11 protein-coding genes are annotated in these 14,885 nt (G+C 61.0%); 9 read left to right on the top strand and 2 right to left on the bottom strand.

Translation table 11 applies throughout. The annotated features are described in order from the left end of the window. The first annotated feature begins 288 nt into the window (after positions 1-288). The 7 genes from U5G49_RS17120 (at position 289) to U5G49_RS17090 (ending at position 6,926) form a co-directional block, all read left to right on the top strand. A complete protein-coding gene (locus U5G49_RS17120; RefSeq protein WP_017965841.1) occupies positions 289-1,191 on the top strand; it encodes a branched-chain amino acid ABC transporter permease in 903 nt (300 codons plus the stop codon). Positions 1,192-1,195: 4 nt separating this feature from the next. Next, positions 1,196-2,587: a high-affinity branched-chain amino acid ABC transporter permease LivM gene (gene livM, locus U5G49_RS17115; RefSeq protein ID WP_193445012.1), complete on the top strand. Its 1,392-nt coding sequence runs from the start codon at positions 1,196-1,198 to the stop codon at positions 2,585-2,587. Beyond that, positions 2,587-3,462, top strand: coding sequence for an ABC transporter ATP-binding protein (locus U5G49_RS17110; protein WP_193445013.1), 876 nt, complete (start codon positions 2,587-2,589; stop codon positions 3,460-3,462). The genes livM and U5G49_RS17110 overlap by 1 nt, the downstream gene beginning before the upstream one ends. Continuing rightward, complete coding sequence (locus U5G49_RS17105; protein ID WP_018243304.1) at positions 3,462-4,205, top strand: ABC transporter ATP-binding protein; 744 nt, start codon at positions 3,462-3,464, stop codon at positions 4,203-4,205. Before U5G49_RS17110 ends, U5G49_RS17105 begins: the two co-directional genes overlap by 1 nt. 19 nt (positions 4,206-4,224) lie before the next feature. Then, positions 4,225-4,578: a DUF6867 family protein gene (locus U5G49_RS17100; RefSeq protein WP_018243303.1), complete on the top strand. Its 354-nt coding sequence runs from the start codon at positions 4,225-4,227 to the stop codon at positions 4,576-4,578. Positions 4,579-4,698: 120 nt separating this feature from the next. Next, positions 4,699-5,820 (top strand): branched-chain amino acid ABC transporter substrate-binding protein, encoded by a 1,122-nt coding sequence (locus tag U5G49_RS17095; RefSeq protein WP_018243302.1) that lies wholly within the window; start codon positions 4,699-4,701, stop codon positions 5,818-5,820. Positions 5,821-5,954: 134 nt separating this feature from the next. Next, the gene (locus tag U5G49_RS17090; protein ID WP_193445014.1) at positions 5,955-6,926 is read left to right on the top strand and encodes a 2-hydroxyacid dehydrogenase; all 972 of its coding nucleotides are present in this window, start codon (positions 5,955-5,957) and stop codon (positions 6,924-6,926) included. Between the two features lie 21 nt (positions 6,927-6,947). On the opposite strand, the gene U5G49_RS17085 is transcribed toward U5G49_RS17090, so the two are convergent. Together U5G49_RS17085 and U5G49_RS17080 are read right to left on the bottom strand one after the other, a co-directional pair. Further along, positions 6,948-7,865 carry a response regulator transcription factor gene (locus U5G49_RS17085; RefSeq protein ID WP_018243300.1) on the bottom strand — a complete coding sequence of 306 codons (918 nt, stop codon included), beginning with the start codon at positions 7,863-7,865 and terminating at the stop codon, positions 6,948-6,950. Continuing rightward, on the bottom strand, positions 7,858-11,244 hold the full coding sequence (locus tag U5G49_RS17080; protein WP_112904762.1) for a hybrid sensor histidine kinase/response regulator: 3,387 nt from the start codon (positions 11,242-11,244) through the stop codon (positions 7,858-7,860). The genes U5G49_RS17085 and U5G49_RS17080 overlap by 8 nt, the downstream gene beginning before the upstream one ends. Before the next feature lie 179 nt (positions 11,245-11,423). Here U5G49_RS17080 and U5G49_RS17075 point away from each other — a divergent pair, with 179 nt between their 5' ends. Next, positions 11,424-13,328 carry an acid phosphatase gene (locus U5G49_RS17075; protein ID WP_193445015.1) on the top strand — a complete coding sequence of 635 codons (1,905 nt, stop codon included), beginning with the start codon at positions 11,424-11,426 and terminating at the stop codon, positions 13,326-13,328. Positions 13,329-13,515: 187 nt separating this feature from the next. Continuing rightward, positions 13,516-14,808, top strand: a complete 1,293-nt coding sequence (gene urtA / locus U5G49_RS17070; protein WP_026230747.1) for an urea ABC transporter substrate-binding protein — start codon at positions 13,516-13,518, stop codon at positions 14,806-14,808. The last annotated feature ends 77 nt before the right edge of the window (positions 14,809-14,885 follow it).

Genomic DNA, 14,885 nt, shown 5'->3' with positions numbered 1-14,885 from the left:
TTACGCAGCAAGCGGGGCAGGAAATCGACGGCGATATCTCCGCATGGTTAAGCCAGTGGCAGTTTCTGGCTAAAAATAGGCCCTGCTCTGCCGTTTTTCTGTGGATTTTGGTTCAAAACGCGCCAGTTAGGCCTGTTCTGACAAGAATCTGTCGGAGTAAATCCTTTTTGTCTTCACATTTCCAACGAAACCGCTATGCATTCGGCCTATGAGGTTCTCTGAAACGGAGAACTGAAGAACCAAAAAGAGATGCAGCGTGTTTCGCTCGCATCCAGGGGAAAACGACATATGGAGTATTTCGTCCAGCAGCTCTTAAATGGGCTGACGCTCGGATCCATTTATGGCCTTGTGGCTATTGGCTATACGATGGTTTACGGCATTATCGGCATGATCAATTTCGCCCATGGCGACATCTTCATGCTCGGTGGTTTCGCCGCTCTTATCGTCTTCCTCGTCCTCACATCCATCTTCGCAGGTCTTCCGGTGGCAGTTCTGCTGCTGGCGATGCTTGTCGTCGCGATGTTGATGACGAGCTTGTGGAACTGGACGATTGAGCGCGTCGCATACCGTCCCCTGCGCGGTTCCTTCCGCCTGGCGCCGCTGATTACCGCGATCGGCATGTCGATCACGCTGTCCAACTTCATCCAGGTCACACAGGGTCCACGCAACAAGCCGATTCCGCCGATGGTGAGCTCGGTCTACCAGTTCGGCAACATCTCGGTGTCGCTGAAACAGATCATCATCATCGTGATCACGGCAGTGCTGCTCACGATCTTCTGGTACATCGTCAATCGTACCGCACTCGGCCGTGCCCAGCGCGCCACTGAGCAGGATCGCAAGATGGCAGCGCTCCTCGGCGTCAACGTCGACCAGACGATCTCGATCACTTTCGTTATGGGTGCGGCACTCGCAGCCGTCGCCGGCACGATGTACCTGATGTATTATGGCGTCGCCTCTTTTAACGACGGCTTCACGCCCGGTGTGAAGGCCTTCACGGCAGCCGTTCTCGGCGGTATCGGTTCGTTACCCGGCGCCGTCTTCGGCGGCCTCCTTATCGGCCTTATCGAGTCGCTGTGGTCGGCATACTTCACCATCGCCTATAAGGACGTCGCGACCTTTGCGATCCTGGCTTTCGTGTTGATCTTCAAGCCGACCGGCATCCTCGGGCGGCCGGAAGTCGAGAAGGTATAACGTCATGGCAAACATCGAAAATTCTGCAGGCAAGCCCGATGCCGGACTTGTCCGCAAAGGCCTTACCGAAGCTCTTTTCGCCGCCGTCCTGTCGTTCGGCATGTTCGTTCTCTATGTCGGCCTCAAGACCGACCAGAACATCAGCAACGAGCTGATCATTGTCCAGCGCTGGGGCCTGCTTGCGATCTTCGTCGCGGTCGCCGCCATCGGCCGCTTCGCCACGGTGGTTTTCCTGCGGCCGCATCTCGATAGCCGCAAGCTGGCAAAGTCGAGACAGGGCGAACTCGACATCTCAACCGAGAAGAGCTTCTTCCACCGGCATTTCCTGAAGATCGCGCTGATCGCGCTGCTGCTTTATCCCATGGTGGTGGTGGCGATCAAAGGCCCTCAGGGCTCGCTGACATATGTCGACAATTTCGGCATCCAGATCCTGATCTATGTGATGCTCGCCTGGGGGCTGAACATCGTCGTCGGCCTCGCCGGCCTGCTCGACCTCGGTTATGTCGCCTTCTATGCTGTTGGCGCTTATTCCTACGCACTGCTTTCGAGCTATTTCGGCCTGTCCTTCTGGGTGCTGCTGCCGCTTTCGGGCATCTTCGCGGCACTCTGGGGTGTCATTCTCGGCTTCCCGGTGCTGCGCCTGCGCGGCGATTACCTGGCCATCGTGACGCTTGCCTTCGGTGAAATCATTCGTCTCGTCCTCATCAACTGGACTGAAGTGACGAAGGGCACTTTCGGTATCTCGAGCATCCCGAAGGCAACACTCTTCGGCATTCCCTTCGATGCGACGGCCGGCGGCTTTGCCAAGCTCTTTCACCTGCCGATCTCCTCGGCCTATTACAAGATCTTCCTCTTTTACCTGATCCTGGCGCTCTGCATGCTGACGGCCTATGTCACCATCCGGCTGCGCCGCATGCCGATCGGACGCGCCTGGGAAGCCTTGCGCGAAGACGAGATCGCCTGCCGTTCGCTCGGCATCAACACGGTCACGACCAAGCTCACCGCCTTTGCTACGGGCGCGATGTTTGCCGGTTTCGCCGGCTCGTTCTTCGCCGCCCGCCAGGGCTTCGTCTCGCCGGAATCCTTCGTCTTCCTGGAATCGGCCGTCATTCTCGCTATCGTCGTTCTCGGCGGCATGGGTTCGTTGACCGGCATCGCGATCGCGGCCATCGTCATGGTCGGCGGCACCGAGTTGTTGCGCAGCATGGACTTCCTAAAACTCGTCTTCGGACCCGATTTTACGCCGGAACTCTACCGCATGTTGATCTTCGGCCTCGCCATGGTCGTCGTCATGCTGTTCAAGCCGCGCGGCTTCGTCGGCTCGCGTGAGCCGACAGCCTTCCTCCGAGAGCGCAAGGCGATATCCGGAAGCTTCATCAAGGAGGGCCATGGTTGATGAGCCCCGTAACGAATACGATGTCTGACGACACTCTTCTCAAGGTCGAACACCTGTCGATGAAGTTCGGCGGCCTGATGGCCATCAACGACTTCTCCTTCGAAGCCAAGCGCGGCGATATCACCGCGCTGATCGGGCCGAACGGCGCCGGCAAGACCACCGTCTTCAACTGCATCACCGGCTTCTACAAGCCGACGATGGGCATGATCACGTTCAACCAGAAGAGCGGCAAGCAATACCTGCTGGAGCGCCTTCCGGACTTTCGCATCACCAGGGAAGCCAAGGTCGCACGTACCTTCCAGAACATCCGGCTGTTCTCCGGCCTGACCGTTCTAGAAAACCTGCTGGTTGCCCAGCACAACAAGCTGATGAAGGCATCGGGTTATACGATCCTCGGCCTCATCGGTGTCGGCCCCTATAGGCGGGAAGCGGCCGGGGCGATCGAGCTTGCCCGTTTCTGGCTTGAGAAGGCCGACCTGATCGACCGCGCCGACGACCCCGCCGGCGACCTGCCCTACGGCGCCCAGCGGCGTCTCGAAATTGCCCGCGCCATGTGCACTGGCCCCGAGCTGCTTTGCCTGGATGAACCGGCTGCCGGCCTCAACCCACGGGAATCGGCAACGCTCAACGCGCTGCTGAAGAGCATTCGCGCCGAAACAGGAACGTCGATCCTGCTGATCGAGCACGACATGTCGGTGGTCATGGAAATCTCCGACCACGTCGTCGTCCTCGAATATGGTCAGAAGATTTCCGATGGCACGCCGGATCACGTGAAGAACGATCCGAGGGTTATCGCGGCCTATCTCGGTGTCGAGGATGAAGAAGTGGAAAAGGTGATCGCAGCCGTCGAGCAGCTCGAAGGAGGCGCAAACTGATGGGCGATGAAGTAATGACCGGTCAACCGCTCCTTCAGGTCAACAGCGTCGAAACCTATTACGGCAATATCCGCGCGCTGGCCGGCGTCGATGTCCACGTCAACAAGGGCGAGATCGTCAGCCTGATCGGCGCCAATGGCGCCGGCAAGTCGACACTGATGATGACGATCTGCGGCAGCCCGCAGGCCCGCACCGGTTCGGTGGTCTTCGAGGGCCGCGACATCACCCGCATGCCGACGCATGAAATTGCCCGTCTACGCATTGCACAGTCGCCAGAAGGCCGCCGCATCTTCCCGCGCATGACGGTTCTGGAAAATCTTCAGATGGGCGCAGGCCTCGACAATCTGAAACACTTCGCCGAAGACGTTGAGAAGATCTTCACGCTCTTCCCGCGTCTCAAGGAACGTCACGCCCAGCGCGGCGGAACACTTTCGGGCGGTGAGCAGCAGATGCTGTCGATCGGCCGCGCGCTGATGGCGCGCCCGAAGTTGCTGCTTCTCGACGAACCCTCGCTCGGTCTTGCGCCGCTGATCGTCAAGGGCATCTTCGAGGCGATCAAGAAGCTCAACGAGGCGGAGGGGCTGACCGTTTTCCTCGTCGAGCAGAACGCGTTCGCCGCACTCAGGCTTTCTCACCGCGCCTACGTGATGGTGAACGGCAAGGTGACGATGAGCGGCTCCGGCAAGGAGCTTCTTGCCAATCCCGAGGTCCGCGCCGCCTATCTCGAAGGCGGAAGACACTAGGTCGAAAGGAGAGTTTGACATGCAGGGACTTTTCTTCGAAGCGGATGTCGGCCCCCTTGTGGCGATCCGTGTCATCGTCTTGCTCTTAGGCTTCTGGACGGCCTGGCGCGCCGGCAAAGCGGTTGCCGAGGGCTGGAGCGACTATCCACTGGTCATCGTCTATACATTTCTGCTCGCCTGGGCGATGCAGTTCCTGCATCATGCCCTGTTCAATGGGCCGATGCTTAGCACCTTCTACTATATCCTCGATTTCGTGACGCTGCTGGTCTTCTCGACGGCCGGCTTCCGCCACCGCCGCACCAATCAGATGGTTAACAACTATTACTGGCTGTACGAAAAGACTTCCGCGTTTTCGTGGAAGGACAAACATTGACAGTCCGTTGAAACTAGGCATGAATTGCCTTCCGAGTGGAACAGCTTTCCTGGCGCAGTCAATGGTGGGTAGTGCGCTGGGCCTTGGACCGGAACCCGCCCAAAAATTGGGAGTAATAATATGAAGAAGTCTCTTCTGTCGGCAGTGGCTCTGACGGCGATGCTCGCCTTCAGCGGCAACGCGTGGGCCGACGTTCTCATCGCTGTCGCTGGTCCGCTGACTGGTCCGAACGCCGCGTTCGGCGCTCAGCTCCAGAAGGGTGCCGAGCAGGCGGCCGCCGACATCAACGCTGCTGGCGGCATTAACGGCGAGCAGATCAAGATCGAACTCGGCGACGACGTCTCCGACCCGAAGCAGGGCATTTCGGTTGCCAACAAGTTCGCTGCTGACGGCGTCAAGTTCGTCATCGGCCACTTCAACTCGGGCGTTTCGATTCCGGCTTCGGAAGTCTATGCCGAAAACGGCATCCTCGAAATCACCCCGGCCGCGACGAACCCGACCTTCACGGAACGGGGCCTCTGGAACACGTTCCGCACCTGCGGCCGTGACGACCAGCAGGGTGCCATCGCCGGCAAGTATCTTGCCGATCACTTCAAGGACGCCAAGATCGCTGTCGTTCACGACAAGACCCCCTACGGTCAGGGCCTTGCCGACGAAACCAAGAAGGCTATGAACGCCGCCGGCGTGACGGAAGTCATTTACGAAGGCATCAATGTCGGCGACAAGGACTTCTCGGCCCTCATCGCCAAGATGAAGGAAGCCGGCGTCTCGATCATCTATTGGGGTGGTCTGCACACCGAAGCCGGTCTCATCATCCGCCAGGCGGCTGACCAGGGCCTGAAGGCGACGCTGGTTTCGGGCGACGGTATCGTTTCGAACGAACTGGCCTCGATCGCTGGCGACGCTGTCGCCGGTACGCTGAACACCTTCGGCCCCGATCCGACGGCGAACCCTGCGAACAAGGAACTCGTCGAAAAGTTCAAGGCCGCTGGTTTCAATCCGGAAGCCTACACGCTCTATTCCTACGCTGCGATGCAGACGATTGCCGGGGCCGCCAAGGCTGCCGGCTCGCTGGATCCTGAGGCCGTTGCCAAGGCCATGAAGGAAAAGGGCCCGTTCCCGACCGTTCTCGGCGACATTTCGTTCGATGAAAAGGGCGATCCGAAGATCCCCGGCTACATCATGTACGAATGGAAGAAGGGTCCGGACGGCAAGTACAGCTACTTCCCGCAGGGCATGTAAGCTTCGCTCCCCTTTATGGGACATGATTATCGAAGCCCGGTTCCGACCGGGCTTCTTTCTTTTTGCGGACGTTTCAATTTTCGCCTGGCTGGTCTAACTCTTGGCATCGTTTTGAAGCGTTGAGTGGAACCGTCATGTCCAAACCCCGCATTCTCGTCACCCGGCGCTGGCCAGCCACGGTGGAAGCCGTCCTTGCCGAACGTTTCGACGTGACGTTCAATCCTGACGATATTCCGCTCGGTGAAAACGAGCTAAGGCTGGCGTTCTCGACTTATGATGCCGTATTGCCGACGGTTTCCGATCGGTTGCCCGCCGCTGTCTTCGACGGCGTGCCTGTTGTCACCAAGATCCTTGGCAATTTCGGCGTCGGCTACAATCACATCGATATATCCGCTGCCAGGGAGAGAGGCATTGCGGTCACAAACACGCCGGGCGTGCTGACCGACTGCACGGCCGATATCGCCATGTTGCTGCTGCTCTCCGTTGCCCGGCGCGGCGGTGAGGGCGAGCGGCAGGTACGCGCTGGTGCATGGAAGGGCTGGTGCCCGACGCATATGGTCGGCGCCAAGGTGACCGGGAAGACGGTCGGCATCATCGGTTTCGGCCGGATCGGCAAGGCCTTCGCGCAACGCTGCCATTTCGGCTTCGGCATGGACGTGGTGTTCTTCAACCGTTCGCCGGTCGATCCACCGGAGGCGGCGCGTTACGGCGCGCGGCAGCTGCCGACGATCGAGGCCGTGCTGGCGGTGGCTGATTTCGTCTCGCTGCATTGCCCCGGTGGAGCGGAGAACCGACACCTGATAAATGCGGCACGGCTTACGGCGATGAAGCCGGGCGCCTTTCTCATCAATACGGCGCGTGGCGACGTGGTGGATGAGGCGGCGCTGATTGCAGCGCTCAAGGCGGGCACAATCCGCGGCGCCGGGCTTGACGTCTACGAGGCGGAACCTGATGTGCCGGAGGCGCTGCGGCGGATGGAGAACGTCATGGTGCTGCCGCATCTCGGCAGCGCCACGGAAGAGACGCGGACCGCCATGGGCATGAAGGTGGTCGACAACGTGGCGGCGTTTTTCGAGGGCAGGGATGTGCCGGATCGGGTGGTTTAGCGACCAGCCGCCAACGCCATCTCACATCTCGTGCAGCACATGCGTGGCCTTCACGGCGGCTGAGGCACGGTTCTCGACGCCGAGCTTCACATAAATCTGTTCGAGGTGCTTGTTCACCGTTCGCGCCGACAGTCCCAATATTTCGCCGATGTCGCGGTTGGCCTTGCCCTTGGCAATCCAGAGCAGCACTTCGGATTCGCGCTGGGTGAGCGAAAACCGCTGGCGCAGCACCGCGTCGTCGCTGCGCTGATTGGCGGCAGTGAGGCGGAAGAGATATTCGTCAGGGCCGATTGCGCCGAGGAAGGCGAGCTGCAGCGCCGCTTGGCCGGCATGGGCAACGGAGATGATGCCGTCGCGCACCGCGGCGACGCGGTCGCGCATCCAGTCGGCGATATGGTGGACGACGATTTCCATGCCGTCGTCGCTGCCCATGGCCGCATTGACCAGCCGTGTGGCTTGCGGCGTTGACCAGTGGATGGCACCGTCGCCCTTGACAGCCAGCAGATGGCGGCCGGCCGCGTCCAGCGCGATGCGGGCGCTTTGGGCCGAGCGAGCGTTGCGCAGATGGACACGGATGCGGGCGCGCAGTTCATCGATGTTGATTGGCTTGCTGAGATAATCGACGCCGCCGGATTCCAGCGCGTGCACGACATGCTCGGTCTCGGTCAGGCCGGTCATGAAGATGACAGGCACCTGTGCCACAGCGGCATTCGCCTTCAGCCGACGGCAGGTCTCGAAGCCGTCCATGGCGGGCATCACCGCGTCGAGCAGGATGATATCGGGCGTGATGCGCTCGACGATACCAAGTGCGGCCGTGCCCGACGTGGCGATCAGCACCGAGAAGCCGGATTGTTCGAGTGCGTCGGTCAAGAAGCCGAGTGCTTCGGCCGAGTCGTCGACGAGCAGAACGATGTCGCGGGGGAGGGCCGGCTCAGGCAATGGGTTCCACCTTTTCGTCGAAGTCGTGCAGGAAGGTCATGAAGCCGGCGAGATCGAAGGCGGCGACATAGGCGCGAAGTTCCTCTGTGAATGGCTGATTTGCCTCCACCTTGGCAAGGTCGGAAAGCTTGGCTTCGATACCTCTGATATAGCCGATCTCGCCGAGCCGCAGCAATTCCTGGATATGGGCAGCACCTGGGCTCAGCATCGGCGCTTCGATCTTAACAGGAACGGCTGGCGCGGCATCGGCAAAGATCCATTTCAGGCCAAGATGCAGGGCGAGCTTGTCGCGCAGCTGGCGGATGTCGACCGGTTTGCCGATCGCATCGTTATGGCTGTCGTCACTGTCGCTGAGAACCGCTGCATCACCAATATTGGCCGAAAGCATCAGCACTGGCGCCGTCTGACCGGCCTCGCGCAGACGCGAGACGAGCTGCCAGCCGTTCATGCCGGGCATCAGGATATCGACAAGGAAGAGGTCCGGTATGATGCCCTCGATCAGCGTCAGGCATTCGCCGCCGCCTGCCGCCGTCAGCACGATGAAATCGAGCGGCGCCAGGATTTCGCGCATCATCTCGCGGTGGTCCTCGTTATCGTCGACGACCACGACCGTGCGGCGCGGGCCGTCGTAACCGACAATGCGCTTTTCTTGCGGTGCGGCGGCCACGGCGCGCATGACGGCGGACAGCATCAGCCGGACGCGGAAGGTCGAGCCTTCGTCCTTCACGCTCGAGACCGAAATCTCGCCGCCGAGCGTGTTGGTCAGAAGCCGGGTGATGGTGAGGCCGAGGCCAAGCCCCGGCATTGGCCGCACGCTTTCAGCCTCGCCGCGCTGGAAGGGTTCGTAGATGCGGGTCAGGTCTTTCTCCGTGATGCCGCGGCCGGTGTCAGTGACGGTGAAGGTCGCGACTTGGCTGCGATAGCCGACATCGAAGGTGACGCTGCCTTCGTCGGTGAACTTGATGGCATTGGAGAGCAGGTTGACCAGGATCTGGCGCAGGCGCTTTTCGTCGGTGCGGACGAATTGTGGTAAGGTCGGCGATCGCTCATGGATGAAGGTGAGCCCCTTTGCCTGCGCCTGCGGGCGGAACATATCGACGATTTGGTCGAGGAAATCCTGGATGTTGATCTCGTTGGAATAGACCTGCAGGCGGCCGGCCTCGATCTTGGAAATATCGAGCAGGCCGTCGATCAGCCCGGAGAGGTGTTCGGCGCTGCGGCGAATGACCTTGATCGAGGATTGGCGCGGCGCCGGGATGGTCTCGTCGCGTTCGAGGATTTGGGCATAGCCGAGTACGGCGTTCAGCGGCGTCCGCAGTTCATGGCTGAGCCCGACGACGTAGCGGCTCTTGGCGCGGTTGGCGGCCTCGGCCGTCTCCTTGGCGTTCTGCAGGGCGGCGTCGGTCTTCTTGTGGGCGGCGATTTCCTTGAGCAGCAGTGTGTTCTGGCGCGAGGATTCCTCCTCGGCAACGACGCGGCTGTCATGGGCGAGCACATAGAACCAGCAGACAACGCCTGAGATTACCGAGAAGACGAAGAAGACGATGAAGATGGTGCGGTTGACGACTTCGGCGGTCGCGGGTGAGGCGGAGGCGACCTGATGGGCGATCATCGCCAGGATCGCGCCGATGGCCGTCAATGCCAGCACGACGGCGATGCCGTAGCGGCCGAGGCGCGTCGTCAGCTTCCCCAGAATGGTTTCCGGCAGCAGCGCCTTGGCGACGGTGCCGACCTGCGCGTTGAAACGGGCGGCGGGCTTGCACATGTCGTGGCAGCGGCTGTCGAGCGAACAGCAGAGCGAGCAGATCGGCGCGGCATAGGCCGGGCACCAGGCCATGTCCTCCGGTTCGAAAGGATGTTCGCAGACGGAGCAGGTAATGCTCGTCAGGTTCTTCCAGCTCTGGCGCGGCTTGCGGGCGAGGTAGAACTTGCCCTTCGTCGCCCAGGCGATGACAGGCGAGGTGATCAGCGCGATGACGAGGGTGATATAGGGGGCGAGCGAGGCGGCGATGTCGCCGAAGGCACCGAAATGGGCGATCAGCGACACCGTCGCCGACAGCGTCATGGCGCCGAGGCCAACCGGGTTGATGTCGTAGAGATGGGCGCGCTTGAACTCGATGCCGGGGGGAGCAAGGCCCAGCGGCTTGTTGATGAAGAGATCGGCGGAGATCGTGCAGAGCCAGGCCATGGCGATGATCGAGAAGATGCCGAGCGTTTCCTCCAGCAGCCGGTAGATGCCGAGTTCCATCAAAAGCAGGGCGATTGCGACGTTGAAGACCAACCAGATGACGCGGCCGGGATGGCTGTGGGTGAGCCGCGAGAAGAAGTTCGACCAGGCGAGCGAGCCGGCATAGGCGTTCATCACGTTGATCTTCAGCTGCGAGACGACGACGAATGCGGCCATCAACAGCAGCGCCGCATTGTGCCAGGGGACCATGTAGCCGAAGGCTGTCAGATACATCTGCGCCGGGTCGGCGGCGCGATCGAGGGGGACGCCCGAGGTGAAGGTCAGCACGACCAGGAAGGAACCAGCAAGCAGCTTCGGGGCGCCGATGATGACCCAGCCGGGCCCGGCGAGAAAGATCGCCAGGCGATGGCGCCACTTGCGCTGTGGGTCCGGCGGCAGGAAGCGCAAGAAGTCGGCCTGTTCGCCGATCTGCGACATCAGCGCCAGGATGACGGCAGAAGCAGCGCCGAACTCCACAAGATCGAATTCGGCGATGGTGCCGGGCGGGCCGGAGGCATGGCGGATGCCGGCGAAGGCGCGCCAGAGATCGAATTTTTCCCAGTCCAGCAAGGCGATGAAGATGAAGGGAAGGATATTCAGCACGATCCAGAAGGGCTGGGTCATCAGCTGGAACTTGCTGATCAGCCGCACGCCGTGCGTCACCAGCGGGATGACCATGACGGCGCTGATGATGTAGCCGATCCAGAGCGGGATGCCGAGAGTGAGCTCCAGCGCTCCGGACATGATCGATGCCTCGATCGCAAACAGCATGAAGGTGAAGCTTGCATAGATCAGCGAGGTGATGGTCGAGCCGATATAGCCGAAGCCCGCGCCGCGCGTCAGAAGATCGATGTCGACGCCGTGGCGGATGGCGTAGCGGCTGATCGGCAGGCCGATCGCCAGCATGGCGACCGAGGCGACGATAATGGCGTAAAAGGCGTTGGTGGTGCCGTAGGAGAGGGTGATCGCGCCGCCGATCGCCTCCAGCGCCAGGAAGGAGATCGCGCCGATCGCCGTCTGCGAGATGCGCTGCGAGGAGAAATGGCGAGCGCTCTTTGCGGTGAAGCGCAACGCGTAATCTTCCAGCGTCTGGTTGGCGACCCAGCGATTGTATTCGCGTCTCACCGGAATGATGCGTTGGCGCGCTGCCATGTCTTCCTTTCCGGCATTCCGGTTGGGCTCATCGTCTCTCTGGCAGTTTTGGCGGGATGGTTGGGAAAGGCAAGAGGCGGGCACCGACTGGTTCACAGAATGGCAATATATTTGCAATTGATCCGTCACATAAGAGCTCTAACTCTCCCGGCGTTCGTTCAACCATTTCGGGTATCACCATGTCTGTTTTAAGCCTCTGCCGCCTGAGCACCGCCCTCGTCTGCCTTCTTTCGATCGTGCCATCGCTTGCCAGCGCCGAGCAGGCCACGGCGGCCAACGTTCCTTATGTGGAGGCCGGAAACACCAACAAGCGCGGTGACGCCTGCTTCTCGACGGCAGACACCAACGCCGCCGTTCACCTTCTCTCCGGCTTCCTCGAAATCTGGACTCCGCGCACGCCTTTCGTCGATGCGGGTGTCGAGGCCCCGGCCAAGGACAATTGCCCGGCTGTCGCCAAGACGGATTGGGACGGTATTCCCGCCAGCAAGACCGACGGCCATATCGTCAACCAGGCCGTCCATGATGCGAACATCGCCTATGTCGTCAATGCGACGCGGGCGCGGACGGCCGATCAAGCGGTGGCCGCCTATCTCGACGATCGGCGCGGCAAGAATGCCAGTATCGTCGACGGCCTCGGCCCGCTGACGGCTGCCTGGAAGGCCGGCTCGAAGCAGAACACCACGATCACCGCGGTGGCGGTCGATGCGACGACGGTCAAATACGATGACAAGGGCAACAATCGCGGCGCCGGCAGCAAGCCGGATACGGAAAACAAGACCGATGCCAACCCCGACATGGGCCTTGCAATCGACTTCATCAACGCCGCAAGCGGTGACGGTTCGACGGAACCGGCCAAGCGCTATTTCAAATATGGCCGTCCCTACCGCTGGAGCCAGGACGTATCGGTCGTCCCGACGCTGGAGCCCGCCAAGAGCGGCAAGCCGGTCGAGGACGGCGGTTTCCCCAGCGGGCATACGGCGGAAGCCTGGCGGGATGCGCTGGCCATGGCCTACCTCGTGCCGCAGCGTTTTCAGGAAATGATCACGCGCGCCAGCGAGCTGGGTGAAGACCGCATCCTCGCCGGCATGCATTCTCCTCTCGACGTGATGGGCGGCCGGATGCTCGGCACCGCTACGGTCGTCTACAATCTGAACAAGGCCGACAATGCGGCGCTGAAGAGCGATGCTTACGCCCAAGCGCAGGCATGGCTTATCGCCAAGTCAGGCGTTGCGGATGCAGGAGCGCTGGAAGTCGCTGCCCACGCGGCACCGCTTGCCGCAGACCGTTTCGCCGATCAGGACGCCAATCGCGCCTTCGTGCTGCAGCGCCTGAGCTACGGCCTGCCGACGATCCATGCGACCGATCAGCCGGCGCGGGTGCCGCAGGGCGCCGAAGCGCTTCTCGAAACGCGTCTGCCCTATCTGGACGGCGAGCAGCGCCGCGACGTGCTGAAGACGACGGAGATCGCCTCCGGCTACCCGCTCCTCGACGATGCGGAAGGTTACGGCCGTCTCAACCTGTTTGCCGCCGCCGACGGTTACGCTGCGTTCGAACAGGAGGTGACCGTGACGATGGACGCGGCAAAGGGCGGGTTCAATTCGATCGACACCTGGCGGAACGACATTACCGGCAAGGGCAGGCTGGTGAAGCGCGGCAACGGCATCCTCGGGCTTTCAGGCGCCAACAGCTATTCCGGCGGCACCGTGCTGGAAGAGGGCGCGCTGGTGGCCTTGTCGCCGTCGGCCTTCGGTCGTGGCGGGCTGACGCTCAATGGCGGCTCGCTCGTTCTGGCGGCCGACAAGCCTTTGACCGTGAGCGGTGACTATCAGCAGGTCGCCAATGCCACGGCGAAGTCGGCGCTCGGCGAAAACGGCGCGGGCACGCTGGTTGTCGAAGGCAAGGCAGTGCTGGCCGGTGACCTCGACGTGACGATTGCCGATGGCTATGCCCCAACGCCCGGAACGAAGATCGAAATCCTGAAGGCGAGTGCCGTGACTGGCACCTTCGGCAAGGTCACGGTTTCCGGCCACAAGGCGAGCCTCTCTTACGGCCCGACATCAGTCACTTTGACGATCGACGGATAAATTCCGGTATCGAGACAGGGCATCTCCCGCTGCGGGGATGCCCTTCCTTCCCTGGTCTGCCTGTTTGACCCCCGCGCCTACGTCATTTTGCGTATGTGTTTTTGCGCCGCAGCGCCCGATAGTCCCTTAAGCAACAGTTAATCTCCGTTTCCGGCCTGTTGCGGAACAAGAAGAGGGGCTCAACCAGATGAATCTCAGAACTACTATTACGGGCGCTGCACTCGGCGCCGTCATGGCGGCCTCGGCTGCCTTCAGCGGTGCTGTTGCCGCCGACGACACGATCAAGGTCGGCATTCTGCACTCGCTTTCCGGCACCATGGCCATCTCCGAGACCACGCTCAAGGACGCCATGCTGATGCTCATCGACGAGCAGAACAAGAAGGGCGGCCTTCTCGGCAAGAAGCTTGAGGCCGTCGTCGTCGACCCGGCTTCCGACTGGCCGCTGTTTGCCGAAAAGGCACGTGAGTTGATCCAGAAGGACAAGGTTGCGGCCGTCTTCGGTTGCTGGACGTCCTCGTCGCGCAAGTCCGTTCTGCCGGTTTTCGAAGAGACCAACTCGATCCTCTTCTACCCGGTCCAGTATGAAGGCGAAGAGTCCTCGCGCAACATCTTCTACACCGGTGCTGCTCCGAACCAGCAGGCCATTCCTGCTGTCGACTACCTGATGGAAAAAGAGGGCGTCAAGCGCTTCGTTCTCGAAGGTACGGACTACGTTTATCCGCGCACGACCAACAAGATTCTCGAGGCATATCTGATTTCGAAGGGTATTCCGAAAGAAGATATCATGACCAACTACACGCCGTTCGGCTTCTCCGACTGGCAGACCGAAGTTTCCAAGATCAAGGAATTCGGTTCGGCCGGCAAGAAGACCGCCGTCGTCTCGACGATCAACGGCGATGCCAACGTTCCCTTCTACAAGGAACTGGGGAACAAGGGCATCAAGGCAACCGACATTCCCGTCGTCGCCTTCTCGGTCGGCGAAGAAGAGCTTGCCGGTCTCGACACCAAGCCGCTCGTCGGCCATCTCGCTGCCTGGAACTACTTCGAGTCGGTCGAAAGCCCTGCCAACAAGAAGTTCATCAAGGACTGGCACGCTTTCACCAAGAACGACAAGCGCGTGACGAACGACCCGATGGAAGCCGCCTATATCGGTTTCAACGCATGGGTTAAGGCCGTCCAGGCTGCCGGCACGACCGACACCGACAAGGTTCTCGACACCATCATCGGCGTCAGCGTTCCGAACCTCTCCGGCGGTTATGCGACCGTCATGCCGAACCACCACATCACCAAACCGGTGCTGATCGGTGAAATCCAGGCTGACGGCCAGTTCGAAATCGTCCAGCAGACACCTGCCGTCGTCGGTGACGAATGGTCGGATTACCTGCCTGATTCCAAGGACCTGATCTCCGATTGGCGCAAGCCGATGTCCTGCGGCAACTTCAACGTTGCTACGGGCAAGTGCGGTGGCAAGGGTTCCTAAGTACGACCCCGATCCAATGATTGCCTGAAGGCTTCCGTCCGGGTTTGATCCCGGGCGGAAGCTCCGTCCCAGCGATT

It is taken from the genome of Rhizobium indigoferae (genome assembly GCF_034554815.1).
In the GTDB taxonomy this organism is placed as follows: domain Bacteria; phylum Pseudomonadota; class Alphaproteobacteria; order Rhizobiales; family Rhizobiaceae; genus Rhizobium; species Rhizobium leguminosarum.
This window is presented reverse-complemented; position numbering and strand designations above follow the sequence as displayed.

Excerpts from the sequence above, each read along its gene's own strand:
- urtA (WP_026230747.1), top strand. The coding sequence starts at position 13,516 with ATGAATCTCAGAACTACTATTACGGGCGCTGCACTCGGCGCCGTCATG.
- U5G49_RS17080 (WP_112904762.1), bottom strand. The coding sequence starts at position 11,244 with ATGGCAGCGCGCCAACGCATCATTCCGGTGAGACGCGAATACAATCGC.
- U5G49_RS17095 (WP_018243302.1), top strand. The coding sequence starts at position 4,699 with ATGAAGAAGTCTCTTCTGTCGGCAGTGGCTCTGACGGCGATGCTCGCC.
- U5G49_RS17090 (WP_193445014.1), top strand. The coding sequence starts at position 5,955 with ATGTCCAAACCCCGCATTCTCGTCACCCGGCGCTGGCCAGCCACGGTG.
- U5G49_RS17105 (WP_018243304.1), top strand. The coding sequence starts at position 3,462 with ATGGGCGATGAAGTAATGACCGGTCAACCGCTCCTTCAGGTCAACAGC.
- livM (WP_193445012.1), top strand. The coding sequence starts at position 1,196 with ATGGCAAACATCGAAAATTCTGCAGGCAAGCCCGATGCCGGACTTGTC.
- U5G49_RS17075 (WP_193445015.1), top strand. The coding sequence starts at position 11,424 with ATGTCTGTTTTAAGCCTCTGCCGCCTGAGCACCGCCCTCGTCTGCCTT.
- U5G49_RS17100 (WP_018243303.1), top strand. The coding sequence starts at position 4,225 with ATGCAGGGACTTTTCTTCGAAGCGGATGTCGGCCCCCTTGTGGCGATC.
- U5G49_RS17110 (WP_193445013.1), top strand. The coding sequence starts at position 2,587 with ATGAGCCCCGTAACGAATACGATGTCTGACGACACTCTTCTCAAGGTC.
- U5G49_RS17120 (WP_017965841.1), top strand. The coding sequence starts at position 289 with ATGGAGTATTTCGTCCAGCAGCTCTTAAATGGGCTGACGCTCGGATCC.